This is a genomic window from Pseudomonas sp. MLB6B, assembly GCF_054508135.1.
In genome coordinates, this window is the sequence record NZ_CP199313.1 from 1264273 (window position 1) to 1290664 (window position 26392).

Annotated in this window: 37 protein-coding genes; 32 read left to right on the plus strand and 5 right to left on the minus strand. The window is 59.9% G+C overall.

Annotated features, from left to right (window positions below; translation table 11 throughout):
• The first annotated feature begins 9 nt into the window (after positions 1-9).
• The 24 genes from rplV to bfr all read left to right on the plus strand — a co-directional run bounded on the left by rplV (position 10) and on the right by bfr (position 12855).
• Positions 10-342 carry a 50S ribosomal protein L22 gene (gene rplV, locus ACSMEV_RS05400; RefSeq protein ID WP_003103908.1) on the plus strand — a complete coding sequence of 111 codons (333 nt, stop codon included), beginning with the start codon at positions 10-12 and terminating at the stop codon, positions 340-342.
• A 13-nt stretch (positions 343-355) separates the two neighbouring features.
• The gene (gene rpsC, locus ACSMEV_RS05405; protein WP_003255481.1) at positions 356-1042 is read left to right on the plus strand and encodes a 30S ribosomal protein S3; all 687 of its coding nucleotides are present in this window, start codon (positions 356-358) and stop codon (positions 1040-1042) included.
• Between the two features lie 12 nt (positions 1043-1054).
• Positions 1055-1468 carry a 50S ribosomal protein L16 gene (gene rplP, locus ACSMEV_RS05410; protein WP_009397508.1) on the plus strand — a complete coding sequence of 138 codons (414 nt, stop codon included), beginning with the start codon at positions 1055-1057 and terminating at the stop codon, positions 1466-1468.
• Positions 1468-1659 (plus strand): 50S ribosomal protein L29, encoded by a 192-nt coding sequence (rpmC, locus tag ACSMEV_RS05415; protein WP_002555481.1) that lies wholly within the window; start codon positions 1468-1470, stop codon positions 1657-1659. The genes rplP and rpmC overlap by 1 nt, the downstream gene beginning before the upstream one ends.
• Positions 1660-1661: 2 nt before the next feature.
• Positions 1662-1928 (plus strand): 30S ribosomal protein S17, encoded by a 267-nt coding sequence (gene rpsQ / locus ACSMEV_RS05420; protein WP_023534981.1) that lies wholly within the window; start codon positions 1662-1664, stop codon positions 1926-1928.
• A 23-nt stretch (positions 1929-1951) separates the two neighbouring features.
• On the plus strand, positions 1952-2320 hold the full coding sequence (gene rplN, locus ACSMEV_RS05425) for a 50S ribosomal protein L14 (RefSeq protein ID WP_011063774.1): 369 nt from the start codon (positions 1952-1954) through the stop codon (positions 2318-2320).
• A gap of 11 nt (positions 2321-2331) precedes the next feature.
• Positions 2332-2646, plus strand: a complete 315-nt coding sequence (rplX, locus tag ACSMEV_RS05430; RefSeq protein WP_003255476.1) for a 50S ribosomal protein L24 — start codon at positions 2332-2334, stop codon at positions 2644-2646.
• Positions 2647-2666: 20 nt separating this feature from the next.
• Complete coding sequence (gene rplE / locus ACSMEV_RS05435; RefSeq protein ID WP_296269203.1) at positions 2667-3206, plus strand: 50S ribosomal protein L5; 540 nt, start codon at positions 2667-2669, stop codon at positions 3204-3206.
• A gap of 13 nt (positions 3207-3219) precedes the next feature.
• Positions 3220-3525 carry a 30S ribosomal protein S14 gene (gene rpsN, locus ACSMEV_RS05440; RefSeq protein ID WP_296269204.1) on the plus strand — a complete coding sequence of 102 codons (306 nt, stop codon included), beginning with the start codon at positions 3220-3222 and terminating at the stop codon, positions 3523-3525.
• Positions 3526-3734: 209 nt separating this feature from the next.
• On the plus strand, positions 3735-4127 hold the full coding sequence (rpsH, locus tag ACSMEV_RS05445) for a 30S ribosomal protein S8 (RefSeq protein WP_296269205.1): 393 nt from the start codon (positions 3735-3737) through the stop codon (positions 4125-4127).
• Positions 4128-4139: 12 nt separating this feature from the next.
• Positions 4140-4673 (plus strand): 50S ribosomal protein L6, encoded by a 534-nt coding sequence (gene rplF, locus ACSMEV_RS05450; RefSeq protein WP_060478898.1) that lies wholly within the window; start codon positions 4140-4142, stop codon positions 4671-4673.
• Between the two features lie 10 nt (positions 4674-4683).
• Complete coding sequence (gene rplR, locus ACSMEV_RS05455; protein WP_003255467.1) at positions 4684-5034, plus strand: 50S ribosomal protein L18; 351 nt, start codon at positions 4684-4686, stop codon at positions 5032-5034.
• 3 nt (positions 5035-5037) lie between these two features.
• Positions 5038-5538: a 30S ribosomal protein S5 gene (gene rpsE / locus ACSMEV_RS05460; RefSeq protein WP_003255465.1), complete on the plus strand. Its 501-nt coding sequence runs from the start codon at positions 5038-5040 to the stop codon at positions 5536-5538.
• Between the two features lie 2 nt (positions 5539-5540).
• A complete protein-coding gene (rpmD, locus tag ACSMEV_RS05465; RefSeq protein ID WP_029614570.1) occupies positions 5541-5717 on the plus strand; it encodes a 50S ribosomal protein L30 in 177 nt (58 codons plus the stop codon).
• Between the two features lie 3 nt (positions 5718-5720).
• Entirely contained in the window at positions 5721-6155 is a 435-nt protein-coding gene (gene rplO, locus ACSMEV_RS05470; protein WP_043192539.1) for a 50S ribosomal protein L15, read from the plus strand.
• Complete coding sequence (secY, locus tag ACSMEV_RS05475; RefSeq protein ID WP_028695413.1) at positions 6156-7487, plus strand: preprotein translocase subunit SecY; 1332 nt, start codon at positions 6156-6158, stop codon at positions 7485-7487.
• Positions 7488-7514: 27 nt separating this feature from the next.
• Positions 7515-7631 carry a 50S ribosomal protein L36 gene (gene rpmJ, locus ACSMEV_RS05480; protein ID WP_002555468.1) on the plus strand — a complete coding sequence of 39 codons (117 nt, stop codon included), beginning with the start codon at positions 7515-7517 and terminating at the stop codon, positions 7629-7631.
• A 130-nt stretch (positions 7632-7761) separates the two neighbouring features.
• Positions 7762-8118: a 30S ribosomal protein S13 gene (gene rpsM, locus ACSMEV_RS05485; RefSeq protein ID WP_003255457.1), complete on the plus strand. Its 357-nt coding sequence runs from the start codon at positions 7762-7764 to the stop codon at positions 8116-8118.
• An 18-nt stretch (positions 8119-8136) separates the two neighbouring features.
• Complete coding sequence (gene rpsK, locus ACSMEV_RS05490; RefSeq protein WP_003255454.1) at positions 8137-8526, plus strand: 30S ribosomal protein S11; 390 nt, start codon at positions 8137-8139, stop codon at positions 8524-8526.
• Positions 8527-8541: 15 nt separating this feature from the next.
• Entirely contained in the window at positions 8542-9162 is a 621-nt protein-coding gene (gene rpsD / locus ACSMEV_RS05495) for a 30S ribosomal protein S4 (RefSeq protein WP_028695415.1), read from the plus strand.
• A 22-nt stretch (positions 9163-9184) separates the two neighbouring features.
• Positions 9185-10186 (plus strand): DNA-directed RNA polymerase subunit alpha, encoded by a 1002-nt coding sequence (locus ACSMEV_RS05500; RefSeq protein WP_296269207.1) that lies wholly within the window; start codon positions 9185-9187, stop codon positions 10184-10186.
• Between the two features lie 42 nt (positions 10187-10228).
• Positions 10229-10615, plus strand: a complete 387-nt coding sequence (gene rplQ / locus ACSMEV_RS05505) for a 50S ribosomal protein L17 (RefSeq protein WP_028695417.1) — start codon at positions 10229-10231, stop codon at positions 10613-10615.
• A gap of 172 nt (positions 10616-10787) precedes the next feature.
• The gene (locus ACSMEV_RS05510) at positions 10788-12227 is read left to right on the plus strand and encodes a catalase (protein ID WP_459207548.1); all 1440 of its coding nucleotides are present in this window, start codon (positions 10788-10790) and stop codon (positions 12225-12227) included.
• Positions 12228-12390: 163 nt separating this feature from the next.
• Positions 12391-12855 carry a bacterioferritin gene (gene bfr, locus ACSMEV_RS05515; protein WP_296269209.1) on the plus strand — a complete coding sequence of 155 codons (465 nt, stop codon included), beginning with the start codon at positions 12391-12393 and terminating at the stop codon, positions 12853-12855.
• Positions 12856-12927: 72 nt separating this feature from the next.
• Here the strand turns inward: bfr and uvrA are convergent, their stop codons facing one another.
• Entirely contained in the window at positions 12928-15762 is a 2835-nt protein-coding gene (uvrA, locus tag ACSMEV_RS05520) for an excinuclease ABC subunit UvrA (RefSeq protein WP_459207549.1), read from the minus strand.
• Positions 15763-15891: 129 nt separating this feature from the next.
• Between uvrA and ACSMEV_RS05525 the strand changes: the two genes are divergently transcribed.
• Both ACSMEV_RS05525 and ACSMEV_RS05530 read left to right on the plus strand, forming a co-directional pair.
• Positions 15892-17283 (plus strand): MFS transporter, encoded by a 1392-nt coding sequence (locus ACSMEV_RS05525; RefSeq protein ID WP_459207550.1) that lies wholly within the window; start codon positions 15892-15894, stop codon positions 17281-17283.
• 9 nt (positions 17284-17292) lie between these two features.
• Positions 17293-17859 carry a single-stranded DNA-binding protein gene (locus tag ACSMEV_RS05530; RefSeq protein WP_413045560.1) on the plus strand — a complete coding sequence of 189 codons (567 nt, stop codon included), beginning with the start codon at positions 17293-17295 and terminating at the stop codon, positions 17857-17859.
• 219 nt (positions 17860-18078) lie between these two features.
• Here the strand turns inward: ACSMEV_RS05530 and ACSMEV_RS05535 are convergent, their stop codons facing one another.
• Positions 18079-18582 carry a hypothetical protein gene (locus ACSMEV_RS05535; protein ID WP_459207551.1) on the minus strand — a complete coding sequence of 168 codons (504 nt, stop codon included), beginning with the start codon at positions 18580-18582 and terminating at the stop codon, positions 18079-18081.
• 4 nt (positions 18583-18586) lie between these two features.
• Positions 18587-18775: a hypothetical protein gene (locus ACSMEV_RS05540; protein WP_459207552.1), complete on the minus strand. Its 189-nt coding sequence runs from the start codon at positions 18773-18775 to the stop codon at positions 18587-18589.
• A 161-nt stretch (positions 18776-18936) separates the two neighbouring features.
• On the opposite strand from ACSMEV_RS05540, the gene ACSMEV_RS05545 reads away from it, so the two are divergent.
• Both ACSMEV_RS05545 and ACSMEV_RS05550 read left to right on the plus strand, forming a co-directional pair.
• Positions 18937-19830, plus strand: coding sequence for a LysR substrate-binding domain-containing protein (locus ACSMEV_RS05545; protein WP_459207553.1), 894 nt, complete (start codon positions 18937-18939; stop codon positions 19828-19830).
• A gap of 96 nt (positions 19831-19926) precedes the next feature.
• Positions 19927-20631 (plus strand): SDR family oxidoreductase, encoded by a 705-nt coding sequence (locus ACSMEV_RS05550; protein WP_459207554.1) that lies wholly within the window; start codon positions 19927-19929, stop codon positions 20629-20631.
• 125 nt (positions 20632-20756) lie between these two features.
• Here ACSMEV_RS05550 and ACSMEV_RS05555 read toward each other — a convergent pair whose 3' ends face one another.
• Both ACSMEV_RS05555 and ACSMEV_RS05560 read right to left on the minus strand, forming a co-directional pair.
• Positions 20757-21746, minus strand: a complete 990-nt coding sequence (locus ACSMEV_RS05555) for an asparaginase (protein ID WP_459207555.1) — start codon at positions 21744-21746, stop codon at positions 20757-20759.
• 142 nt (positions 21747-21888) lie between these two features.
• Positions 21889-23331, minus strand: coding sequence for an alanine/glycine:cation symporter family protein (locus ACSMEV_RS05560; RefSeq protein ID WP_459207556.1), 1443 nt, complete (start codon positions 23329-23331; stop codon positions 21889-21891).
• On the opposite strand from ACSMEV_RS05560, the gene ACSMEV_RS05565 reads away from it, so the two are divergent.
• The 4 genes from ACSMEV_RS05565 (at position 23330) to ACSMEV_RS05580 (ending at position 26324) form a co-directional block, all read left to right on the plus strand.
• Positions 23330-23515, plus strand: a complete 186-nt coding sequence (locus ACSMEV_RS05565; RefSeq protein WP_296269217.1) for a hypothetical protein — start codon at positions 23330-23332, stop codon at positions 23513-23515. The genes ACSMEV_RS05560 and ACSMEV_RS05565 overlap by 2 nt on opposite strands.
• The gene (locus ACSMEV_RS05570) at positions 23508-24326 is read left to right on the plus strand and encodes an XRE family transcriptional regulator (protein WP_459207557.1); all 819 of its coding nucleotides are present in this window, start codon (positions 23508-23510) and stop codon (positions 24324-24326) included. Before ACSMEV_RS05565 ends, ACSMEV_RS05570 begins: the two co-directional genes overlap by 8 nt.
• 188 nt (positions 24327-24514) lie before the next feature.
• Entirely contained in the window at positions 24515-25399 is an 885-nt protein-coding gene (locus ACSMEV_RS05575) for a sugar nucleotide-binding protein (protein ID WP_459207558.1), read from the plus strand.
• Positions 25392-26324, plus strand: coding sequence for an NAD-dependent epimerase/dehydratase family protein (locus tag ACSMEV_RS05580; RefSeq protein WP_459207559.1), 933 nt, complete (start codon positions 25392-25394; stop codon positions 26322-26324). Before ACSMEV_RS05575 ends, ACSMEV_RS05580 begins: the two co-directional genes overlap by 8 nt.
• Positions 26325-26392 lie beyond the last annotated feature (68 nt).

The following is a 26392-nucleotide window of genomic DNA, read 5'->3' on the forward strand; positions in this document are numbered from 1 at the left end:
GGTTAGGAAATGGAAGTAGCCGCTAAGTTGTCGGGCGCTCGAATCTCCGCCCAGAAAGCCCGCTTGGTCGCCGACCAGATCCGCGGGAAGAAGGTGGGCGAAGCGCTCAACCTGTTGGCCTTCAGCAGCAAAAAAGCCGCTGAAATCATGAAGAAAGTCCTCGAGTCGGCCGTAGCCAACGCCGAACACAACGAAGGCGCAGACGTTGATGACCTGAAGGTCTCCACCGTTTTCGTCAACGAAGGGCGTTCGCTGAAGCGCATCATGCCGCGTGCCAAAGGCCGCGCTGATCGCATCGTCAAGCGGTCTTGCCATATCACTGTCAAGGTTGCGGACAAGTAACGGAGTCGATCAGATGGGTCAGAAAGTACATCCCACTGGCATTCGCCTGGGAATCGTCAAGGAGCACACCTCCGTCTGGTACGCAGACGGTGCTACTTACGCAGATTACCTGTTGAAGGATCTGAAAACACGTGAGTACCTCCAAGACAAATTAAAAAGCGCGTCCGTAAGCCGTATCGATATCCATCGTCCGGCCCAAACTGCACGCATCACCATCCACACCGCTCGTCCCGGTATCGTTATCGGTAAGAAGGGTGAGGATGTCGAGAAGCTGCGTCAGGACCTGACCAAGCAGATGGGTGTGCCTGTGCACATCAACATCGAAGAGATCCGCAAGCCGGAACTCGACGCCATGCTGGTTGCGCAAAGCGTAGCTCAGCAGCTGGAGCGCCGCGTTATGTTCCGTCGCGCCATGAAGCGCGCCGTTCAGAACGCCATGCGTATTGGTGCCAAGGGCATCAAGATCCAGGTGAGCGGTCGTCTCGGCGGTGCCGAGATCGCACGTACCGAGTGGTATCGCGAAGGTCGTGTGCCTCTGCACACCCTGCGTGCCGATATCGACTACAACACCTACGAAGCTCACACCACCTACGGTGTGATCGGTGTGAAGGTTTGGATCTTCAAAGGCGAAGTTATTGGTGGTCGCCAAGAAGAGCTGAAACCACAAGCACCAGCGCCTCGTAAAAAAGCTGCTAAGTAAGGGGTACGCCAAATGTTGCAACCTAAGCGTACAAAATTCCGCAAGCAGATGACTGGCCACAACCGTGGTCTGGCACTGCGCGGTAGCAAAGTCAGCTTCGGCGAGTTCGCCCTGAAAGCTGTTGCTCGCGGTCGTCTTACCGCCCGTCAGATCGAGTCCGCGCGTCGTGCGCTGACCCGTCACGTGAAACGTGGCGGCAAGATCTGGATCCGTGTCTTCCCGGACAAGCCTGTTACCAAGAAGCCTCTCGAGGTTCGTATGGGTAAAGGTAAGGGTTCCGTGGAGTACTGGGTTGCCCAGATCCAACCAGGCAAAGTCCTGTACGAGATCGAGGGTGTTTCTGAAGAGCTGGCGCGCGAAGCATTCGCCCTGGCTGCTGCAAAGCTGCCTCTCGCCACCTCCTTTGTTAAGCGGACGGTGATGTGATGAAAGCGAATGAACTTCGTGAAAAATCGGCACAGCAGCTGAACGAGCAACTGCTCGGCCTGCTGCGCGACCAGTTCAATCTGCGCATGCAGAAAGCAACTGGCCAGTTGGGGCAGTCGCACCTGCTCTCGCAAGTTAAGCGTGACATCGCTCGCGTGAAAACTGTGCTCAACCAGCAGGCAGGTAAGTGATCATGGCTGAAGCTGAAAAAACCGTCCGTACGCTGACTGGCCGTGTCGTCAGCGACAAAATGGACAAGACCATCACCGTATTGATCGAGCGTCGCGTCAAGCACCCGATCTACGGTAAATACGTTAAGCGTTCGACTAAGCTGCACGCGCACGACGAAACCAACCAGTGCAAGATCGGCGACAAGGTTTCGATCACCGAAACGCGTCCGCTGGCCAAGACCAAGTCCTGGGCACTGGTTGAAGTCCTCGAACGCGCTGTTGAAGTCTAAGGGCTAGGGGTCGGAGAAATTTTATGATTCAGACTCAATCCATGCTCGATGTGGCCGATAACAGCGGCGCTCGTCGCGTCATGTGCATCAAGGTGCTCGGCGGTTCCCACCGCCGTTACGCCGGCATCGGTGACATCATCAAGGTTACCGTCAAGGAAGCGATTCCTCGCGGTAAGGTCAAAAAAGGCCAAGTGATGACTGCCGTTGTTGTCCGTACCCGTCACGGTGTACGTCGCGCTGACGGTTCCATCATTCGTTTCGACGGTAACGCTGCTGTTCTGCTGAACAACAAGCAAGAGCCGATCGGCACTCGCATCTTCGGGCCAGTGACCCGTGAACTTCGCAACGAGAAGTTCATGAAGATCGTCTCGCTCGCCCCTGAAGTGCTCTAAGGAGATCCGACATGCAAAAGATTCGTCGTGACGACGAGATCATCGTGATCGCCGGCAAAGACAAAGGTAAGCGCGGTAAGGTGCTGAAGGTACTCGCTGACGACCGTCTGGTCATCGGCGGGGTCAACCTGGTCAAGCGTCATACCAAGCCTAACCCGATGGCGGGCGTACAAGGCGGTATCGTCGAGAAAGAAGCGCCTCTGCACGCTTCCAACGTTGCCATCTTCAATGGCGAAACCAACAAAGCTGACCGCGTTGGTTTCAAGGTTGAAGACGGTAAGAAAATTCGTGTCTTCAAGTCGACCCAAAAAGCGGTTGATGCTTGAACACTGCTAGGTAGAAGACCATGGCACGACTGAAAGAGATTTACCGGAACGAAATCGCTCCCAAGCTTAAGGATGAACTTAAGCTTTCGAACGTGATGGAAGTTCCACGCGTTACCAAAATCACCCTGAACATGGGTCTGGGCGAAGCGGTCGGTGACAAGAAAGTCATCGAGCACGCTGTTGCCGACCTGGAAAAGATCACTGGTCAAAAGCCAGTCGTGACGTTCGCTCGCAAATCCATCGCTGGCTTCAAAGTCCGCGAAGGATGGCCGATCGGTGTCAAGGTGACTCTGCGTAGCGACCGTATGTACGAGTTCCTGGACCGCCTGCTGGCGATCTCCCTGCCACGTGTCCGCGACTTCCGCGGCCTCAATGCCAAGTCCTTCGATGGTCGCGGCAACTACAGCATGGGCGTGAAAGAGCAGATCATCTTCCCGGAAATCGATTACGACAAGATCGATGCTCTGCGCGGTTTGGACATTACCCTGACCACCACTGCTCGTTCGGATGACGAAGGCCGCGCTCTGCTGCGTGCATTCAAATTCCCGTTCCGCAACTGATTGGAGTAGGAAAATGGCCAAGAAGAGCATGAAAAACCGCGAGCTGAAGCGTCAGCTCACGGTAGCTAAGTTCGCCAAAAAGCGTGCTGAACTGAAAGCGACCATCGTCGACCTGAACGCTTCCCCGGAAGACCGTTTCGCCGCCGTTGTCGCTCTGCAGAAGCAACCACGCGACGCAAGCGCTGCGCGCCTGCGTAACCGCTGCCGCCTGACCGGTCGTCCGCACGGTGTATACCGTAAGTTCGGCCTGTCCCGTAACAAGCTGCGCGAAGCTGCAATGCGCGGTGACGTACCGGGTCTGGTCAAGGCCAGCTGGTAAGCTCGGTAAGTCAGAACACCGCGTCGGAGGGGTAACCTTCCGACCGCCGGTGACGCTGCAACGAAACAAGCCCCTTCATGGGGCTTGTTTCGTTTTTGTCTTGTGTCTAGAATGACCGGCTCACCTGGGTCCGGGCCTTTTGCCCTGCCTGCTCAGGTGGTTGTGATAGCCGCAAGGCTAATAATTCTTGTATCAGGAGCATCTAGCCCATGAGTATGCAGGACCCGTTAGCGGACATGCTAACTCGCATCCGTAATGCCCAGATGGCTGAGAAGTCAGTCGTGAGCATGCCTTCTTCGACGTTGAAGGTTGCGGTTGCCAAAGTTCTGAAGGACGAAGGTTACATTGCTGGCTACGAAGTCAGCGCTGAAGCCAAGCCTTCTCTCTCCCTTGAACTGAAGTACTTCGAAGGCCGTCCGGTCATCGAGGAACTGAAGCGCTCCAGCCGTCCAGGCCTGCGCCAGTACAAATCCGTTTCTGATCTGCCGAAAGTTCGTGGCGGTCTGGGCGTATCCATCGTCTCCACCAACAAGGGTGTGATGACGGATCGTGCTGCGCGGGCTGCCGGTGTCGGCGGCGAAGTGCTCTGCACTGTGTTCTAAGGGGGGATAGGCATGTCTCGCGTCGCTAAGAACCCCGTTAAGCTGCCATCGGGCGTCGAAGTCAAATTCGCCGGTCAGCAGCTTTCGGTGAAGGGTGCCAAGGGCACTCTCGAACTGAACGTTCACTCGTCTGTTGAAGTTACCGAAGAATCTGGTGAGCTGCGTTTCGTCGCTCGCAACGGTGATCAGCAAGCTCGCGCCATGGCCGGTACTACCCGTGCTCTGGTGAACAACATGGTCCAAGGCGTAAGCCAAGGCTTCGAGCGTAAGCTCCAGCTGGTCGGTGTTGGTTACAAGGCCCAGGCAAAAGGCACCGTCCTGAACCTGGCCCTGGGCTTCTCGCACCCAGTGGACTACGAACTTCCAGCCGGCATCACCGCTGAAACCCCAAGCCAGACCGACATCCTGATCAAGGGTATCGACAAGCAGCTGGTGGGTCAGGTGGCCGCTGAAATCCGCGGTTTCCGTCCGCCAGAGCCGTACAAAGGCAAAGGTGTGCGTTACGCGGACGAAGTAGTCCGTCGTAAAGAAGCCAAGAAGAAGTAGGGCCTAGCAAATGACCGACAAAAAAGTTATTCGACTGCGTCGCGCTCGCAAAGCACGCCTGAAAATGCACGAACTCGAAGTCGTGCGCCTCTGCGTGTTCCGTTCGTCGCAGCACATCTATGCCCAAGTCATTTCGGCAGACGGCAGCAAGGTTCTGGCAAGCGCCTCGACCTTGGACAAAGACCTGCGTGATGGCGCCACTGGCAACATCGACGCGGCCACTAAGGTTGGCAAGCTGGTCGCTGAGCGTGCGAAAGCCGCTGGTGTATCTCAAGTTGCCTTTGACCGTTCCGGCTTCAAGTACCATGGCCGCGTCAAAGCGCTGGCTGATGCTGCTCGTGAAGGCGGGCTGGAGTTCTAAGTTATGGCAAATAACGATCAAAAGCGCGACGAAGGCTACATCGAGAAGCTGGTTCAAGTTAACCGCGTAGCCAAAACCGTCAAAGGCGGCCGTATCTTCACCTTTACCGCGCTGACCGTGGTAGGTGATGGCAAGGGCCGTGTTGGTTTCGGCCGTGGCAAATCGCGCGAAGTACCTGCTGCGATCCAGAAAGCCATGGAAGCTGCTCGTCGCAACATGATTCAGGTCGACCTGAAAGGCACCACCCTGCAGTACGCCACCAAGGCCGCCCACGGCGCCTCGAAGGTCTACATGCAGCCTGCCTCGGAAGGTACCGGTATCATCGCCGGCGGCGCTATGCGTGCCGTCCTGGAAGTTGCTGGCGTTCAGAACGTTCTGGCCAAGTGCTACGGTTCGACCAACCCAGTGAACGTGGTCTACGCCACCTTCAAGGGTCTGAAAGCCATGCAATCTCCTGAATCCATTGCTGCCAAGCGCGGCAAGAGCGTCGAGGAGATCTTCTGATCATGGCTACCGTTAAAGTAACGCTGATCAAAAGCACCGCCGGCCGCCTGCCTAACCACATTCTGTGCGTTAAAGGCCTGGGTCTGCGTCGCATCGGTCACACCGTAGAAGTCCAAGATACTCCCGAAAACCGCGGGATGATCAACAAGGCTTACTACATGCTGCGCGTTGAGGGTTAATCGATGAAACTCAATGATCTGAGTCCAGCGCCGGGTTCCCGTCGCGAGAAGCATCGTCCGGGTCGTGGTATCGGTAGCGGTCTGGGTAAGACTGGCGGCCGCGGCCACAAAGGTCAGACCTCCCGTTCCGGTGGCACCATTGCTCCAGGCTTCGAGGGTGGCCAACAGCCGCTGCACCGTCGCCTGCCGAAGTTCGGTTTCGTTTCCCTGAAAGCCATGGACCGCGCCGAAGTGCGTCTGTCCGAGCTGGCCAAAGTGGAAGGCGACATCGTCTCCGTGCAATCCTTGAAGGATGCCAACGTGATCAACCAGAACGTACAGCGTGTGAAAATCATGCTGTCTGGCGAAGTCACCCGTGCAGTCACCATCAAGGGTATCGCAGCCACCAAAGGTGCGCGTGCGGCTATCGAAGCAGCTGGCGGCAAGTTCGAGGAATAAATGGCTAAGCAAGGTGCTCTCTCTTCGCTCGGTAAGGGCGGGATGTCGGAACTCTGGGCTCGTCTGCGCTTTCTGTTTCTGGCGATCATCGTCTACCGGATCGGCGCGCATATCCCGGTGCCTGGCATCAATCCCGACCGTCTGGCGGATCTGTTTCGGCAGAATGAGGGGACCATTCTTAGCTTGTTCAACATGTTTTCCGGTGGTGCGCTGGAGCGCATGAGCATTTTTGCACTGGGGATCATGCCGTACATTTCGGCATCGATCATCATGCAGCTCATGACCGCTGTCAGCCCACAGCTGGAGCAGTTGAAGAAGGAAGGTGAAGCTGGCCGTCGCAAGATCAGCCAGTACACCCGCTACCTCACTGTAATCCTGGCATTGGTTCAAGCGATTGGCATGTCCATTGGCTTGGCCAACCAGGGCGTGGCGTTTTCTGTTGGCCTTGGCTTCCATGTCGTCGCCGTCTCCACCTTCGTGGCAGGCGCGATGTTCATGATGTGGCTGGGCGAGCAGATCACCGAGCGCGGTGTGGGCAACGGTATCTCGATGTTGATCTTCGCAGGTATCGTTGCCGGTCTTCCGAGAGCAATCGGGCAGTCTTTCGAGTCTGCGCGTACCGGCGATATCAACATTTTCGCCTTGGTCGCAATCGGATTGCTGGCAGTAGCGATCATCGGTTTTGTGGTGTTCATTGAGCGTGGTCAGCGTCGTATCGCCGTTCACTATGCCAAGCGTCAGCAGGGCCGCAAGGTCTTCGCTGCGCAGACCAGCCACTTGCCGCTCAAGGTGAACATGGCAGGGGTCATCCCAGCCATCTTCGCCAGCAGCATTCTGCTGTTCCCGGCTTCGCTGGGTGCCTGGTTCGGTCAGTCCGAAGGTATGGGCTGGCTGCAAGACATCTCGCAGTCGATCGCTCCTGGTCAGCCGTTGAACATCTTGCTGTTTAGTGCAGGGATCATTTTCTTCTGCTTCTTCTACACAGCGCTGATGTTCAATCCGAAAGACGTAGCGGAAAACCTGAAGAAGTCCGGTGCCTTTATTCCGGGTATCCGTCCGGGCGAACAGTCGGCTCGCTACATTGATGGCGTGCTGACCCGTTTGACCATGTTCGGTGCTCTATACATGATGGCCGTATGCCTGCTGCCCCAGTTCCTGGTCGTAGCTGCAAACGTGCCGTTCTACCTTGGCGGGACCTCGTTGCTGATTGTGGTAGTGGTTGTGATGGACTTCATGTCCCAAGTACAATCGCACCTCGTTTCGCACCAGTACGAATCCCTGATGAAGAAAGCCAACCTGAAAGGCTACGGTGGCAGCAGTCTGCTGCGCTGATACGCCCCTAAGGTCGAGGAGTCGGTAATGAAAGTTCGTGCATCGGTGAAAAAGCTGTGCCGTAACTGCAAGATTATTCGCCGCGAAGGTGTCGTGCGCGTGATCTGCAGCGCGGAACCGCGTCACAAACAGCGCCAAGGCTGAGTGTGATTGTGCTTTAAGCCCAGCAGCTAGTGCGCTGCTGGGTTGATTAATCGTTTCTACAGCGATATTATCTCGCGCCCTATTTCTTGGCTTCCGGGGCGTAGGTAGCTGTCAATTGGAGTCCCACTGAATGGCCCGTATTGCAGGCGTCAACATTCCAGATAACAAGCATACTGTTATCTCGCTGACCTACATCTATGGTGTCGGTCGCACCACTGCACAGAAAATCTGTGCAGACGCTGGCGTAAACCCAGCCGCAAAGATCAAGGATCTGAGCGACGAGCAAATCGAAACCCTGCGTGGCGAAGTCGCGAAGTTCACCACCGAAGGTGACCTGCGTCGTGACATCAACATGAAGATCAAGCGCTTGATGGACCTGGGCTGCTACCGCGGTCTGCGCCATCGTAAAGGTCTGCCGGTTCGCGGTCAGCGTACCAAGACCAACGCACGCACCCGTAAGGGCCCGCGTAAGCCGATCCGCAAGTAACCGCCCAGGAATATAGACATGGCAAAACCTGCTGCTCGTCCTCGTAAGAAAGTCAAAAAGACAGTGGTTGATGGCATCGCCCACATCCATGCGTCTTTCAACAACACTATCGTGACCATCACCGACCGTCAGGGCAATGCATTGTCCTGGGCGACTTCCGGTGGTTCCGGTTTCCGTGGTTCGCGCAAATCCACTCCGTTCGCAGCTCAGATCGCTGCCGAACGTGCTGGTCAAGCTGCGCTGGAATACGGTCTTAAGAACCTCGACGTCAACGTCAAGGGTCCAGGTCCAGGTCGTGAGTCCGCCGTTCGTGCTTTGAACAGCTGCGGCTACAAGATCGCCAGCATCACCGACGTGACGCCAATCCCGCATAACGGGTGCCGTCCGCCGAAGAAGCGTCGCGTGTAATCAGGAGACAGATAAATGGCACGTTACATTGGTCCAAAATGCAAACTGTCTCGCCGTGAAGGCACTGACCTGTTCCTGAAGAGCGGCGTTCGCGCTCTGGAATCGAAGTGCAACATCGAAGCAGCCCCAGGTATCCACGGCCAGCGCCGTGGCCGTCAGTCCGACTACGGTACCCAGCTGCGCGAGAAACAAAAAGTCCGTCGTATCTACGGTGTTCTGGAGCGTCAGTTCCGCGGTTACTACCAAGCGGCAGCCTCGAAAAAAGGCGCCACTGGTGAGAACCTGCTGCAACTGCTCGAGTGCCGTCTGGATAACGTCGTCTACCGTATGGGCTTCGGTTCTACCCGTTCCGAGTCCCGCCAGCTGGTTTCGCACAAAGCGATCAGCGTCAACGGTAAGACTGTGAACATTCCATCCTACCAAGTTCGTCCGGGTGACGTGGTCTCGGTTCGCGAGAAATCGCTGAGCCAGCTGCGCATTGTTCAAGCCCTTGAACTGTGCGCCCAGCGTGGCCGAGTTGAGTGGGTCGACGTGGATGCTGCTAAAAAGTCGGGCGTTTTCAAGAACGTTCCTGCTCGCAGCGACCTGTCCGCCGACATCAACGAAAACCTGATTGTCGAGCTCTACTCCAAGTAAGGGCTAGAAAATAGGTGCATCCATGCAGATTTCGGTAAATGAGTTCCTGACACCCCGCCACATCGATGTGCAGGTTGTCAGTCCTACCCGCGCTAAGATTACGCTCGAGCCTCTCGAGCGTGGTTTCGGCCATACCCTGGGCAACGCGCTGCGCCGCATCCTGTTGTCCTCCATGCCTGGCTGTGCAGTAGTCGAGGCCGAGATCGAGGGCGTGCTCCACGAGTACTCCGCGATCGAAGGTGTACAGGAAGATGTCATTGAAATCCTGTTGAACCTGAAAGGCCTGGCTATCAAGCTGCACGGTCGTGACGAAGTTACGCTGACCTTGTCGAAAAAGGGTTCGGGGGTGGTTACCGCTGCCGATATTCAGCTGGATCATGATGTCGAGATCGTCAATCCCGATCACGTAATCGCGAACCTGGCGTCCAACGGCGCCTTGAACATGAAGCTCACCGTAGCTCGTGGTCGCGGTTACGAGCCGGCCGACTCCCGTCAAACCGACGAAGACGAAAGCCGCAGCATTGGCCGTTTGCAGCTGGACGCTTCGTTCAGCCCGGTGCGTCGTATCGCCTATGTGGTCGAGAACGCCCGTGTTGAACAGCGTACCAACCTGGACAAGCTGGTCATCGATCTGGAAACCAACGGTACCCTGGATCCTGAAGAGGCCATTCGCCGCGCCGCAACCATCCTGCAACAGCAGCTGGCTGCGTTCGTCGATCTCAAAGGTGACAGTGAGCCGGTAGTGGTTGAGCAGGAAGACGAGATCGATCCGATCCTGCTGCGCCCGGTAGACGACCTTGAACTGACCGTACGTTCGGCCAACTGCCTGAAGGCGGAGAACATCTACTACATCGGCGACCTGATTCAGCGTACCGAAGTAGAGCTGTTGAAAACTCCTAACCTCGGCAAGAAGTCCCTGACCGAAATCAAGGACGTGCTGGCTTCGCGTGGTCTGTCTCTCGGCATGCGCCTCGACAACTGGCCGCCTGCAAGTCTTAAGAAAGACGACAAGGCGACTGCCTGATCGTCGTAACCACCGAACGTAGTGTTTGGTAAGGAATGAATCATGCGTCATCGTAAAAGTGGACGTCACCTGAGCCGTACCAGCTCTCACCGTAAAGCTATGTTCCAGAACATGGCGGTGTCGCTGTTCGAGCACGAGCTGATCAAAACTACCCTGCCGAAAGCCAAAGAACTGCGTCGCGTTGCCGAGCCGCTGATCACCCTGGCCAAGGAAGACAGCGTTGCCAACCGTCGTCTGGCCTTCGACCGTACTCGTTCGAAAGCCATCGTTGGCAAACTGTTCAACGATCTGGGCAAGCGCTACGCCACCCGTCAAGGCGGCTACCTGCGCATCCTCAAGTGCGGTTTCCGCGCTGGCGACAACGCGCCAATGGCGTACGTCGAGCTGGTTGATCGTCCTGTCGGCGGCGCTGTAGAAGCTGCTGAATAAGACGTCAGTCTGATCACGAAAGAACCGGACCTAGTGTCCGGTTTTTTTGCGCCTGGAATATTGTCGAAGGCTATCGATACCAAAGCATCAATCAATTAGAGCAATAGACCGTTGGTCGGCATACTTCTCGCCAAGCCACACCGTTGGCAACGCCATTCGTTCAGGAGAGCCCATGACCACGATCCTCACTACCGCCAGCGGCGCACCCGTCGCCGACAACCAAAACTCTCGCTCCGCTGGCCCACGTGGGCCATTGATGCTGGACGACTTTCACCTGATCGAAAAGCTCGCCCACTTCAACCGCGAAAACATCCCTGAGCGCCGTGTGCATGCCAAGGGCTCTGGTGCCTACGGCACCTTCACCGTCACTCGCGATATCAGCGCCTACACAAGTGCGCGCATGTTCGAACAGGTCGGCAAGCAAACCGACACCTTCCTGCGCTTTTCCACGGTCGGTGGCGAGCGCGGCTCGGCCGATACGGAACGCGACCCCCGTGGCTTCGCCCTCAAGTTCTATACCGAAGAAGGTAATTGGGACATCGTCGGCAATAACACCCCGGTGTTCTTCATCCGTGACCCACTGAAGTTTCCCGATTTCATCCACACCCAAAAGCGCCACCCCCAGACCAACCTGAAGAATGCGCAGATGATGTGGGATTTCTGGTCGCACTCGCCTGAAGCCCTGCACCAGGTCACCATCCTGTTCTCGGACCGGGGCATCCCCGACGGCTACCGGCACATGCACGGCTTTGGCAGCCACACTTACAGCTTGGTGAATGCTCAGGGGCAACGCACCTGGGTCAAATGGCACTTCAAGACCCAGCAAGGCATCAAGAACCTGTCCGTGGCCGATGCCGCACGTCTGGCCGGTACCGATCCCGACTATGCCCAGCGTGATCTGTTCGAGGCCATCGAGCGTGGCGACTATCCAAAGTGGACCGCCTGCATTCAGGTCATGAGCGAAGCGCAAGCGGCCAACCGCGAAGAGAACCCGTTCGACGTGACCAAGACCTGGTCGCAAAAGGAATTCCCGCTGATCGAAGTCGGCGTGCTGGAGCTCAATCGCAACCCGCTCAACTACTTCGCCGAAGTCGAACAAGCCACTTTCGGGCCGAGCAACATGGTGCCCGGGGTAGGGCTTTCGCCCGACCGTATGCTGCAAGGCCGCGTGTTCGCCTATGCCGACGCGCATCGTTATCGTGTAGGGACCAATCACCAGCAATTGCCGGTCAACGCTCCACGCTGCGCCGTGCACAGCTACCAGCGTGATGGCGCCATGGCCCAGGGCACGTATGGAGCGGCACCGAACTATGAGCCCAACAGCTACAGCGACGCACCCAAGCAGTCTGCGCGCCATGCGGAGCCGGCGCTGCCGCTCAGTGGTGCGGCTGACCGCCATGACCACCGCGTCGATGGTGATTACTTCAGCCACGCGGGTGCGCTGTTCCGCTTGATGAGCAGCGAGCAACAGGCGCTGTTGGTCAACAATATCGCCGGCAGCATGGCCGGTGTGAGCGACGATGTTGTCGAACGCCAATTGGCCTACTTCTACGAAGCGGACCCACAATACGGCGAAGGGATCGTCAGGGCGTTGGGGCGTAATCTCGCCTAACTCTTAATGCTAAGAAGAACCGCCCTCATTTGGGCGGTTTTTCAATGAATATCACTACTGTTTGCCGACTTTTTTGCAAGGATCTTCCTCTTTTTCAGTGACCTCCAACGGATCGTGGTTCACACTATGTGCATACCGCTATGACTCAGGGAGTATCACGTCGATGTTAGGTCACCCGGACGTAATCGATTATCTCAACACGTTGCTGACGGGCGAACTGGCAGCACGCGATCAGTATTTCATCCACTCGCGCATGTACGAAGACTGGGGTCTGTCCAAGCTCTACGAGCGCATCAATCATGAGATGGAAGAAGAGGCACAACACGCCGACGCGCTCATGCGCCGTATCCTGATGCTCGAAGGCACGCCGCGCATGCGCCCGGACGACCTGGACGTGGGTACCACGGTGCCGGAGATGATCGCTGCCGATCTGCGTCTGGAATACAAAGTCCGCGCCGCATTGTGCAAAGGCATCGAGCTGTGCGAACTGCACCAGGACTACATCAGTCGCGACATCCTGCGCGTGCAGTTGGCCGATACCGAAGAAGACCACACCTACTGGTTGGAAAAGCAGCAAGGCCTGATCAAATCCATCGGCTTGCAGAACTATCTGCAATCGCAGATGTGATGGCCACTGCGCAAACATGAAAAAGCCCCGCCAGGTCGACTTGGCGGGGCTTTTTGTTTGGCTGCCTGAAACTTATGCCTTATCGCGTTCCAGCAAGGGTTTCAAGTAATGCCCGGTATAGGACTGTTTCGCCTTGGCCAGTTCTTCCGGTGTACCGCTGGCAATGATCTGCCCACCTTTGGAGCCCCCTTCAGGACCCAGATCCACCAGCCAGTCAGCCGTCTTGATCACATCCAGGTTGTGCTCGATCACCACCACGGTATTGCCGTGGTCGCGCAGACGATGCAGTACATCGAGCAGTTGTTGTATGTCCGCGAAGTGCAGTCCAGTGGTGGGTTCGTCGAGGATGTACAGCGTCTTGCCGGTGTCGCGCTTGGACAGCTCGCGCGACAGCTTCACCCGCTGCGCCTCGCCCCCCGAAAGCGTTGTAGCCGACTGCCCCAGCTTGATATAGGACAAGCCCACGTCCATCAGCGTCTGTAGCTTGCGCGCCAGGGCGGGGACGGCGTCAAAGAAGCCGCGCGCCTCTTCGATGGTCATCTCCAGCACTTCATGGATGTTCTTGCCCTTGTACTTCACTTCCAGCGTTTCGCGGTTGTAGCGCTTGCTCTTGCACACGTCGCATGGCACGTACACGTCGGGCAGGAAGTGCATTTCCACCTTGATCAGACCGTCACCCTGGCAAGCCTCGCAACGACCGCCTTTGACGTTGAAGGAGAAACGCCCTGGCCCATAGCCGCGCGAGCGCGATTCCGGCACCCCGGAGAACAGCTCACGGATGGGCGTGAACAGCCCAGTATAGGTGGCTGGGTTGGAGCGGGGCGTGCGGCCGATGGGGCTCTGGTCGATGTCGACCACTTTATCCAGGTGCTGCAGGCCGTCCATGCTGGTGTGCGCAGCGGCCTCCAGGCTAGTGGTGCCATTGAGTGCGGTGGCCGCCAGCGGATAAAGCGTGTTGTTGATCAGGGTCGACTTACCCGATCCCGAAACGCCGGTCACACACGTCAGCAGACCGATCGGCAATTCCAGATCGACGTTCTGCAAATTGTTGCCACGCGCGCCCTTTAGCTTGAGCGACAGCTTCTTGTTGCGCGGCGTACGCTTGGCCGGCACGACGATCTTCTTACGCCCAGACAGGTATTTGCCTGTCAGTGAATCCGGATGCGCCATGACTTCGTCAGGCGTGCCCTCGGCGACAATGGCGCCACCATGGACGCCGGCACCCGGGCCGATATCGACCACGTAGTCCGCCAGGCGGATGGCATCTTCGTCGTGCTCGACCACGATCACGGTGTTGCCCAGATCGCGCAGGTGGTTGAGCGTACCCAGCAGACGGTCATTGTCGCGCTGGTGCAGGCCGATGGAGGGCTCGTCGAGGATGTACATCACACCTACCAGGCCCGCGCCGATCTGGCTGGCCAGACGGATACGCTGCGCCTCGCCGCCGGAGAGAGTTTCGGCGCTGCGGTCCAAGGTCAAATAGTCGAGGCCGACGTTGACCAGGAACTGCAAGCGCTCGCAGATCTCCTTGAGGATTTTCGAGGCGATCTCGCCACGGCGCCCAGTCAGCGTCAGCTGGTCGAAGTAACCACTGGCATCGCCGATCGGCATGTTGGTGACCGCAGGCAGGGTCTTTTCGCCTACCCATACATGCCGCGCCTCACGGCGCAGGCGCGTGCCGCGGCAATCGGGGCAGGGCTGGGTGCCGAGGAACTTGGCCAGCTCTTCGCGCACGGTCGACGATTCGGTCTCGCGATAGCGCCGCTCCAGGTTCGGCACGATGCCTTCGAAGGGGTGCGAGCGCTTGACGATGTCGCCCCGGTCGTTGAGGTACTTGAAATCGACGTTCTGTTTACCGCTGCCTTGCAGGATGACCTTCTGGTGGTCGGCCGACAGCTCGCCGAACGGCTTGTCCAAACTGAAGCCGTACTGCTTGGACAGTGAGCCGAGCATCTGGAAGTAGTAGACGTTGCGCCTGTCCCAACCACGGATCGCGCCTTCGGCCAGGGTCAGCTCGCCGTTGACCAAGCGCTTGATGTCGAAGAACTGCTTGACCCCCAGGCCGTCGCAGGTCGGGCAGGCGCCGGCCGGGTTGTTGAAGGAGAACAGCTTGGGTTCCAGTTCGCTGATGGCATGGCCGCAGATCGGGCAGGCGAAGCGTGCCGAGAAGATGGTCTCTTCGCCACCCTCTTCGTCCATGGGCGCGATCAGCGCGATGCCATCGGCCATCCTCAGCGCGGTCTCGAACGACTCGGCCAGACGCTGTTGCAGATCGCTGCGCACCTTGAAACGGTCGATCACCACATCGATGCTGTGCTTCTTCTGCTTGTCGAGCTTGGGCACTTCGTCGAGTTCGTACAACTTGCCGTTGATGCGGGCGCGCACGAAGCCTTGCGCCCGCAGCTCGTCGAACACGGCCAGATGCTCACCCTTGCGCTCGCGCACCACCGGTGCGAGCAGCATCAGCTTGGTGCCCTCGGGTTGCTCGAGCACCAGGTCGACCATCTGGCTGACGGTCTGGGCTTCCAGCGGGATGTCGTGGTCCGGGCAGCGCGGCGTACCGACGCGGGCGTAGAGCAGGCGCAGGTAGTCGTAGATCTCGGTGATGGTGCCGACGGTGGAGCGAGGGTTGTGCGAGGTGGATTTCTGTTCGATGGAAATGGCCGGCGACAGACCTTCGATGGTATCGACGTCGGGCTTTTCCATCATCGACAGGAACTGCCGCGCGTAGGCCGAAAGCGACTCCACGTAGCGGCGTTGTCCCTCGGCGTAGAGGGTGTCGAAGGCCAGTGAGGACTTGCCGGAACCGGACAGCCCGGTAATGACGATGAGCTTGTCCCGTGGAAGGGTCAGATCAATATTTTTCAGGTTGTGGGTACGTGCCCCACGGATCAGGATTTTGTCCACTGCAGCCTCGCTTGGCGGGCATAAACGAAAAAGTATACGGCCCTCTGCCATCACGCGGCAAAGCGTCGCGTATATGCCCATAAGCGGTCCGACTGATAGAATCGCCGCCGGTTCACACGAGGTTTATCCATGCACGACACCCATAGCGAACGCATGAGTGGCACTGAAACGCGCGCCGCAGGCGGGCTTGCCCTGGTCTTCGCCTTTCGCATGCTGGGCATGTTCATGGTGCTGCCGGTGTTGGCGACCTACGGGATGGACCTGGCGGGCGCCACGCCGGCGCTGATCGGCCTGGCCATCGGCGCCTACGGCCTGACCCAGGCGGTGCTGCAGATCCCGTTCGGGATGATTTCCGACCGCATCGGCCGTCGCCCGGTGATCTACCTCGGCCTTTTGGTGTTCGCCCTGGGCAGCGTGCTGGCGGCGCAGGCCGACTCCATCTGGGGCGTGATCCTGGGGCGGGTGCTGCAAGGCGCGGGAGCGATTTCCGCGGCGGTCATGGCACTGCTGTCCGACCTGACCCGCGAGCAACACCGCACCAAGGCCATGGCCATGATCGGCATGAGCATCGGCCTGTCGTTCGCCGTGGCGATGGTCGTCGGCCCGCTGCTGACAAGTGCCTTCGGCCTGTCAGGCCTTTTCCTCGCCACAGGGGCGCTGGCGGTGGTCGGGCTGGCCATCGTGGCCTTCGTCGTGCCGAGTGCGCACAGCACGCTTTCGCACCGCGAATCAGGCGTCGCCCGCCAGGCCCTGGGCCCCACGCTGCGCCATCCGGACCTGCTGCGGCTGGACCTGAGCATCTTCGTCCTGCACGCCATCCTCATGGCCAGTTTCATCGCCTTGCCGCTGGCCTACGTCGGTGCAGGACTGCCCAAGGAAGAGCACTGGTGGGTATACCTGACCGCCTTGCTCATTTCATTTTTCGCAATGGTGCCGTTCATCATCTACGGCGAGAAGAAGCGCAAGATGAAGCGCGTGTTGCTTGGGGCGGTCGGTGTGCTGCTGCTGGTGGAGGTGTTCTTCTGGCAATGGGCTGACAACTTGCGCGGACTGGTCATCGGCACCGTGATATTCTTTACGGCGTTCAACCTGCTCGAGGCGTCGCTGCCTTCCCTGGTCAGCAAGGTGTCGCCTGCGGGCGGCAAAGGCACGGCCATGGGGGTGTATTCCACCAGTCAGTTCCTCGGCGCGGCGCTGGGCGGCATTCTCGGTGGCTGGTTGTACCAGCACGGCGGCTTGAGCGTGGTGTTCCTCGGATGCGCAGCGTTGTGCGTGGTATGGCTGGTGGGCACCGTGGGCATGAACGAGCCGCCCTACGTGACCAGCCTGCGCCTGCCGCTGACGCCCGAGGCGATGCGTGACGCCGGGTTGGCTGAACGCCTCATGGCTGTGCCGGGTGTGACCGACGCCGTGGTGGTGGCAGACGAAGCTGCCATCTACATCAAACTGGATACGAAAATTTTGGATCGCACGACCTTGGAACGGCTGGTCAACCCAGCTTCATCGGCGTGCGAAGCCTAGGAGAACGTTATGGCCCGTGGGGTTAACAAAGTCATTCTGGTCGGCACCTGCGGCCAGGATCCCGAAGTCCGCTACCTGCCCAACGGTAACGCCGTGACCAACCTGAGCCTGGCCACCAGCGAGCAGTGGACCGACAAGCAGTCCGGGCAGAAGGTCGAGCGTACCGAGTGGCACCGTGTGTCGCTGTTCGGCAAGGTCGCCGAGATCGCCGGCGAATACCTGCGCAAGGGTTCGCAGTGCTACATCGAAGGCAAGCTGCAGACCCGCGAGTGGGAAAAGGACGGCATCAAGCGTTACACCACCGAAATCATCGTCGACATCAACGGCACCATGCAGCTGCTGGGCGGCCGTCCGCAGAACCAGCAGGGCGGCAACGACGGTTACAACCAAGGTGGTGGTCAGCAGCAGTACAACCAGGACAACGGCCAGCAGCAATACAACCAGGCGCCACGCCAGCAGGCCCAGCGCCCGCAGCAGGCACCACAGCGTCCTCAGCAGCAACAGCAGCAGCCGGCGCAACAGCAACAGCAGCCGGCGGCGGATTTCGACAGTTTCGATGACGATATTCCGTTCTGAAGTGTAGGTTCTTCAGAAGCGTAAATATTGGAAGCGAAGCCATTGATTTGGCTTCGCTTTTTTATTGTTTCCACAATAAAGAATCAAGTCTTGAGCTCGAGTGCTTGGCTTCAGGGACTTTATGAATTCAGGTGACATGATTCCAGCGTGCGTCATCTCGCGACAGCTTTTACAAAGTGAGCCAACCGACTAAGTGGTTAGGGTCAGGCGCTGCTTTCGCTACGGATTCGGTTCAGAGCCGCCGGAGTCGGCATCCACAATGCTGACGTTGAAAATCTGTTCAATGACTTGTCTTGGTCCTTGATTAAGGCTCCACGTGAAGATAACCAAAACGCCCAGTAACAACACAAATATAACTGAGGCAACCACTCCCTGAGAAACACCAAGCCAAAAGCTTGGTCTGTAACGTTTTATTTCACTCGTAAGCTTCGCGTCGTAATATTTTTCAAGCTCTTCAGCTCTGGTTTCCAATGTAATGGTGAGGAAGTCCTGAGCCAGCTTATCCGCTTGATTACGGTATGCCTGGAGCTGAAATTCCGAGTTGCTCACCTCATGGAAATGAGACAGGTCTGCGTCAGTAGGCGCTCGTCCATGACGGGCCTCGAAGCTTTTGACGAATTCAATCTTTTGCCGCTTATAGAGAGAGTATGCAATTATTCCGAGGATATCGTCCTCGTTCTTCACCAGTTCCGTATAGATGAAGTTATAACTTCCTTTTTCCACGCCCTTATGCCTTTCGGAGTCGAGCCGAGGCGGCTTCAAAGGCTGATCTTATTTCGTCTGCGCTTTGATAATTACTATAGATGATATCCCCTACTTCCAGCGGAAGTTCGCTGCGCAGGCTACCTTTACGTCTGGCGAGCTTGGAGTTGGCCTCTGCTACAAGCTTTCTCGAGAAAAAAACTTTGAATTTCATAAGGCGGCTCCTCAAAAACCTGAAAAGAATCATAGCAGTAACCTCCCTCACAGGCCATGTGGCCGGAGCCGTCACTGAGGGCGCTGTGATACTGCCCGTAAAAAGACAGGCAGTGTGCGAAACTCACTTCCACTCAACGCATACGCCAAGTGCACACCCCCATGCCCAACGGTTTCCCCACCCTCCCACCGCTCAACGCTTTGCGCATCTTCGAAGTGGTCGCCCGTCACCTCAACTTCCGCCTGGCCGCCGAAGAAATCGGCGTTACGCAGGCAGCCGTGGCCCAGCAGATCAGAGGCTTGGAAGCCCATCTGGCCGTGCGTTTGTTCGAGCGCCTGCCACGGGGCCTGGCGCTGACCGATGCCGGGCGCGCCTACAGCGGCAGCGTGCGCAGCGCCTTGTCGATGATCGACGAGGCCACCCGCCTGCTCAAACCCGAGCCGCTGCATGTCACCGTCAGCGTTACCCCGAGCTTCGCTTCGAAATGGCTGATCCCTCGGCTGGGCAGCTTTGCCCAATGCCACCCCGAGATCGACCTGCGCGTGCTGGCGACCGAGCGGCTTTCGCATTTCCAGACCGATGGGGTCGACCTTGCCGTACGTTATGGGGTGCCCGGCTTCGGCCCGGGTTTGCACGTGGAGCGGTTGTTCGAACAGCACATCGTCGCGGTGGCGAGCCCGATGCTGTTCCACGACAAGGCCATGCCCGACCGTTTCGACGACCTGCAAGGCTTTGCCCTGCTGCATGACGCCCACGACCATTGGCCGGCCTTCATTGCAAAGCTGTTCCCGCAGCATGCGTCGCTCACGACCAAACACATGCGTTTCAATCAAGCGTCCCTGGCGATCGAGGCTGCGGTCGGTGGGCAGGGTATCGCTCTTGCCACCGCAGCGTTCGTGGCCGAAGACATTGCGGCGGGTCGGCTGGTGCAGGTGTTCGCGCAACGACTTGGCCTCGAGCAGGGCTTCTACCTGGTCTGGCCGTACAAATCGCGCAACGCGTCGGTGCTGCAACAAGTGACGCGATGGCTCAAGGCTCAGGCAGGCAGTAGCTGAGCTATCGTCTCGGCATATCCTGGCTGTCTCCCTCATAGCAACCCGCGCTGCTACCGTCACTCCATCTGAACGAACACAGTCCTGGAGGCAGCAAACATGACGGTAGGAAAAGTAGCGATCATCACCGCCGGCGGTAGCGGCATGGGCGCAGCGGCGGCGCGGCGTTTGGCTGCCGATGGCTTCAAAGTGGGCATCCTGTCGTCGTCGGGCAAAGGCGAGGCGCTGGCCCACGAACTGGGCGGCATCGGCGTCACCGGCAGCAACCAGTCGACCGCCGACCTGCAACGCCTGGTCGATGCGGTGATGGCCCAATGGGGCCGCATCGACGTGCTGGTCAACAGCGCCGGCCACGGCCCGCGTGCGCCGATCCTGGAGATCAGCGACGAGGACTGGCATGTCGGCATGGATACCTACCTGCTCAACGTCATCCGCCCCACGCGGCTGGTGGCGCCGATCATGCAGCGGCAGAAGGGCGGCGCCATCATCAACATCTCCAGCGCCTGGACCTTCGAGCCCAACGCGCTGTTCCCCACCTCGGCCGTGTTCCGCGCAGGCCTGGCGGCCTTCAGCAAGATCTTCGCCGATCACTTCGCCGCCGATAACGTGCGCATCAACAGCGTGCTGCCCGGCTGGATCGACAGCCTGCCGGCGACCGAAGAACGTCGCGACAGCGTGCCGCTCAAGCGCTACGGGACGAGCGAGGAAGTCGCGGCGACCATCGCCTTCCTGGCCAGCGAGGGTGCGGCCTACATCACCGGGCAGAACCTCAAGGTCGATGGCGGCGTTACGCATAGCATCTGAAGCATGGCTGAAACGCGGTTTGCTCGGCAGCGCACCTGCCATAGGCCATGCAAAGTCAAACGGCGCCTGCTACGGGGGAAGCAGGCGCCGTTGGCGTTTGCACAGGGCAGGATCATCCCACCCGATCAGGCACGCTCGCCGCACAGATCCAGTTGGAACCAGTGCGCAGCCGTCTCCCTGTCCAGCCCCGCACCTAGCAAGCCGAACAGCTTGCCCAGCGCCGCCTCGCGGGTCATGCCGCCGCCGCTGAGCAGCCCGGCATCACGCAGGCGGCTGCCGGCCGCATAGGTGTCGAACACTACCGAACCCTCGGGGCACTGGCTGATGGCGACCACCAGCACACCCTGCTGGCGCGCCGTGTGCAGCGCGTCGAGCAGCGCCAGGTCGTCGGACGGCCCGGTGCCGCTGCCGTAGCACTCCAGCACCAGCCCACGGATGCCGCTGGCCAGCAGCCCGTGCAGGAGCTCGGCGCCAAGACCGGGAAACACTGGCAGTACCGCAAGCTTCACCGGCTGGCGCACCTGACGATAGCTCAGCGTGGCGGGCGGTTCGGCGGCGCGCTCGCCCTGGCGATGGCGGGCCGGCGCGGTGAACGCGTCGAACGCCTCGCTGCGCAGCTTCGAGGCTCGGCAGCCGTGCAGCAACTGGCCGTGGAAGAACAGCTGCACGCCATTCTCCAAACCCTGCTCGAACTGGCGCAGGGCGCCGATCAGATTGTCCCAGGCGTCGCTGTCCGGCGTGCCGGCCGGCAGCATGGAGCCGGTCAGCAGCACCGGCACCGGCAGGCCCAGCAGCAGGAACGACAGGGCCGCGGCGCTGTAGGCCAGGGTGTCGGTCCCGTGCAGCACCAGCACGCCGTCGTGGCCGTCACGCTCGACCCCTTCGACGATGGCCTCGCGCATGGCCAGCCAGTTGACCTGCTGCATGTTGGCGCTGTCGATCAGCGGGTCGAGCTCGCGCAGCGCCCAGCGCAATTGCGGGGCATCGCCGCAGTGGGCCAGATGGTCGCGCATGCGCGCTTCGAAACCGCCGGCCGGAGCCAGGCCCTCGGGGGTTTCCAGCATGCCGATGGTGCCACCGGTGTAGAGGACGAGAAGGTTGTTGACTGCACGCATGGCGCATTCCTTAGCGAGATCGGACTCGAGCGCAGCCCATTCCGGCGGCGATCCGGCGCGGCTGGGCGCTGGACCGTCGGGCGGGTGCATTGGGGACGAAGCTTACGTCAGCCGCCCGCGGACGGGGCGGCTGGCACAGGGCTCAGCGCAGGGGGTGCGCTTGGCCGACCGTGGTATCGGTGGCGACGGTCTGTTGCGGGTTGGCGGGCCAGGCGGCGCGGTCCAGGTCCAGGTCGGCAAACTGGCTGGAATCGAACACCGGCTGCTTGACGCCGGCGCGGCGCTGGGCGTCGTAGTCGCGCATCACCCGCAGGCCGACCTTGAACAGCAGGGTCAGGGCGATCAGGTTGACGAACGCCAGGCAGGTCATGGTGATGTCGGCGAAGGCGAACACGGTCGACAGGTCTTGTGTCGAGCCCCAGATCACCAGCACCAGCACCAGCGCGCGGAAGCCCATCAGCACGGCGCGGTTGCGGGTCAGGAACTGCAGGCTGTTCTCGCCCAGGTAGTAGTTGTAGAGGATGCAGGTGAAGACGAACAGCGACAGCGCGACGCTGACGAAGATGCGGCCCCAGTCACCGACCACGGCGGCCAGCGAGTTCTGCGTCAGCACGATGCCGTCGCCTTCGAAGCCCGGGGTGTAGAAGCCCGAGAGCAGGATCAGCAGGGCGGTGCAGGTGCAGATCACGAAGGTGTCGAGGAACACGCTGAACGCCTGCACCACGCCTTGTGCGCCAGGGTGCTTGACGGCGGCCACGGCGGCCACGTTCGGGGCGCTGCCCAGACCGGCTTCGTTGGCGAACACGCCACGCTTGACGCCCATGACGATGGCGCTGCCCAGCAGGCCGCCGAAGGCAGGGTCCAGGCCGAAGGCGCTCTTGAAGATGGTTTCCAGCATGGCCGGCACGTGTTCGATCTGCGTGCCGATCACGTAGAGGGTCACGCCGATGTAGGCCATGGTCTTGATCGGCACCAGCAGGTCCGACACCGAAGCGATGCGCTTGATACCGCCGATGAAGGTGATGGCCAGCAGCACGGCCAGCACGATGCCCGTGTGGGTCGGCTCGAAGGCGAAGGCGTTTTGCAGCGAGTGGGTCACGGTGTAGGACTGCAAGCCGATGAAGGCGAAGCCGTAGGTGACCAGCAGCAGCAGCGAGAAGACGATCGCCATGCCCTTGAATTTCAGGCCGTGCAGGATGTAGTACGCCGGGCCGCCGCGGTACAGGCCATCGCCGTCGGCACGCTTGTAGACCTGGGCCAGGGTGCACTCGAAGAAGCTGCTGGCCATGCCGACCAGGGCGGTGACCCACATCCAGAACACCGCGCCTGGGCCGCCCAGGGTCACGGCGATACCGACGCCTGCGATGTTGCCGGCGCCGACGCGGCCGGCGAGGCTGAGCATCAAGGCCTGGAACGAGCTGAGTTGGCCTGCCTGGCCGCGAAGGGATTCCTTGAAGACCCCGAACATGTGGCCGAAGTGACGGAACTGCACGAACCGCGAGCGGATCGTGAAGTAGCTACCCAGGCCGACGATGAGCACGATGAGAAGCTTCCCCGAGAGGAAATCGTTGAGTGCTTCGAGCATGAAAAGAACCTCGATTCTTATTTTTCGCGTTGGACACCAGCAGGCCGCCCAGGGGCAGCGCTACTCAATGGGGCGCATGGTTGGCTATGACAAGAAGGGTTACAATTTCGCGGCTTGGTCCGAATTGATGCGACTTGATGCTATACTGGCGCGCTTCGCATCAGATGGAACCCGCCATGAGTGAGCACTTCGCCCTCAATCTCAAGCTGGCGTGCAGCCATTACCGCTCTATTTCCGAGGTTTGCCGGAAATTGACGATGAATCGCGCGCAGTTCAACAAGTACCTCAGCGGGCAGAGCCATCCGACGAGCTACAACCTCAAACGCATCGGCGACTTCTTCGGCGTCGAGGACTACGAACTGGGTCTGCCGCCCGAGCAGTTCGCCCGGCTGATCGGCGCGCGCAACGGCGCCGACGCCCAGAGTGCGCAAGGCGACCCGATCGCCGAACTGTTCCAGCCTTTGCACGAGCACGGCGGCAACCTGTCGCGCTATTGCGGCTACTACTTCGAATACGCCAACTGCATGTCGGTGCCGGGCATGATCCTGCTGTCGCTGGTGCACCTGCGCGAAGAGCGCGGGCGTTTTCTGTTCGAGCGTCAGGAGCGCCAGGAGCGCACCAGCAGCAGCAACGTGCAGGCCGAAGACTGGGTACGTTGCCGCTACCTGGGAGCAGCGTTCCAACTGCAAGACCGGTTGTTTCTGGTCGACTACGAGTCGCTCACCTTCAACGAAATCAGCCAGACCATCCTGATTCCCAGCTTCAAGAGCCGGGTGACGCGTCTCAATGGCCTCAAGACCGGGGTCTCCAGCGGCGACCGGCGCAACCCGGCCTGCACCCGCGTGGTCTGGGAATACCTGGGCGAAGACATCAACCGTATCAATGCCTACCGGCAGGTGAAGCTGTACCAGCCGGACGACCCGCGCATCGACGACGACGTGCGCGAACGGCTCAGCGTCGGGCCGATCAGCCATGGATTGTTCGAAATCGAATGATGCACCCGCAGCAAGCACGTCGGCATCAAACATCGGCGCTCATGCTGGACACGACAGGCGCAATTTCCAGCAGTGGCGGGCATCGGCCTTGATCGTGACGGCAATCGCCGGCACCGGGGGTTGTACTTCCCTGGATGGACACCTCACAATGTTCGCTTACCTTTCATCTGTTCGGATCTGCTGACTCTATGCGAATGCGCTTGATGCTGTTGGGTGGTGGCAATGCCCTTGGGCAAGCGTTGATTCGTCTCGGGGCCGAGGACAACATCGGGTTCCTGGCGCCGCGCCCCCCAGACCAGGGCTGGGATGCCGCCAGCCTGACGCAACTGCTCGACGACCACCGCCCCGACGCGCTGGTCAACCTGGCCTACTACTTCGACTGGTTCCAGGCCGAGGCCGTCAGCGACGAACGCTTGGCGCAGCAGGAACGGGGCGTGGAACGCCTGGCGCAACTGTGCCAGCACCATCAGATCACCTTGGTGCAACCGTCCAGCTATCGGGTGTTCGACGGCTCGCGCGCCACGGCCTATAGCGAAAAGGACGATCCCATCCCCCTGGGCCAACGTGGCCAGGCGCTGTGGCGCATCGAGCAGAGCGTGCGCGCCGCTTGCCCGCAACACGTGCTGCTGCGCTTCGGCTGGCTGCTGGACGAAAGTGTCGATGGCCTGCTGGGGCGTTTTCTGACCCGCGCCGAGCAGCACCGGGAACTGTTCCTGGCCGACGATCGCCGCGGCAATCCGACCCCGGTGGACGACGCGGCGCGGGTGATCCTTTCGGTGCTCAAGCAGCTCGATTGCGCATCGCCGTTGTGGGGCACCTACCACTACGCCGGTAACGAGGCCACCACGCCGCTGGTGCTTGGCCAGGCCATCCTCGCCGAGGCCGCGCAGCGTCACCCGCTCGCCGTGCAGGCGCCGACCGCCCAAGCCCACGCCGCCAGCGCCGACGCTAGCGAAGAACCGCAAAACGCGGTGCTGGCCTGCAAGAAGATTCTGCATACCTTCGGCATCAAGCCGCGCGCCTGGCGCTCCGGTCTGCCACCTCTACTGGAGCGCTTCTACCGAAATGCCTGATGCTCCCATTCTGATTACCGGCGGTGCCGGCTTCATCGGCTCGCACCTGTGCGACGCCTTGCTCGAGGGCGGCCATCGCGTGCGCATTCTCGATGACTTCTCCACCGGCAAGCGCAGCAACCTGCAAGTACAGCACCCGCACCTGGAGCTGATCGAAGGCGATGTGGCCGATGCGGGGCTGCTGCTGCGCGCTGCGGCCGGTTGCGCCGCGGTGGTACACCTGGCCGCCGTGGCCTCGGTGCAAGCGTCGGTCGACGATCCGGTGAAGACCCACCAGAGCAACTTCATCGGCACCCTGAACGTCTGCGAAGCCATGCGCGTGCACGGCATCCGTCGGGTACTGTACGCCTCCAGCGCGGCGGTGTACGGCAACAACGGCGAAGGCCAGGCCATCGGCGAAGACACGCCCAAAGCGCCTTTGACGCCCTATGCCGTGGACAAGCTGGCTGGCGAGCAGTACTTGGACTTCTACCGCCGCCAGCATGGTTTCGAGCCAGTGGTGCTGCGTTTCTTCAACATCTTCGGGCCGCGCCAGGATCCGTCCTCGCCGTATTCCGGGGTCATCAGCATCTTCGCCGAGCGTTCGCTGCATCAGCAGCCGATCACGCTGTTCGGCGATGGCGAGCAGACCCGCGACTTCCTTTACGTGGGCGATCTGGTACGGGTGATGGTGCAGGCGCTGATGCAGCCGGCGGTGCAAGAAGGGGCGGTGAACATCGGCCTCAATCAAGCTACGTCGCTGAATCGATTGTTGGCAGCGCTCGAAGAGGTCATCGGCAGCTTGCCGCCAGTCAGCCATCGGGCGGCACGTGCAGGCGACATTCGCCACTCACGGGCAGACAACACGCGCCTGCTGCAACGCTTCGCCCTCGACCGGCCCACGGCATTGGTGGACGGCCTGCGCCAGCTACTCGGCAAGGCCTGACACGCGCCCTGGCCGAAACGACGACGCCCCACGCCTGGCAGACCAGGGAGGGGCGTCGTGCTGTAAGG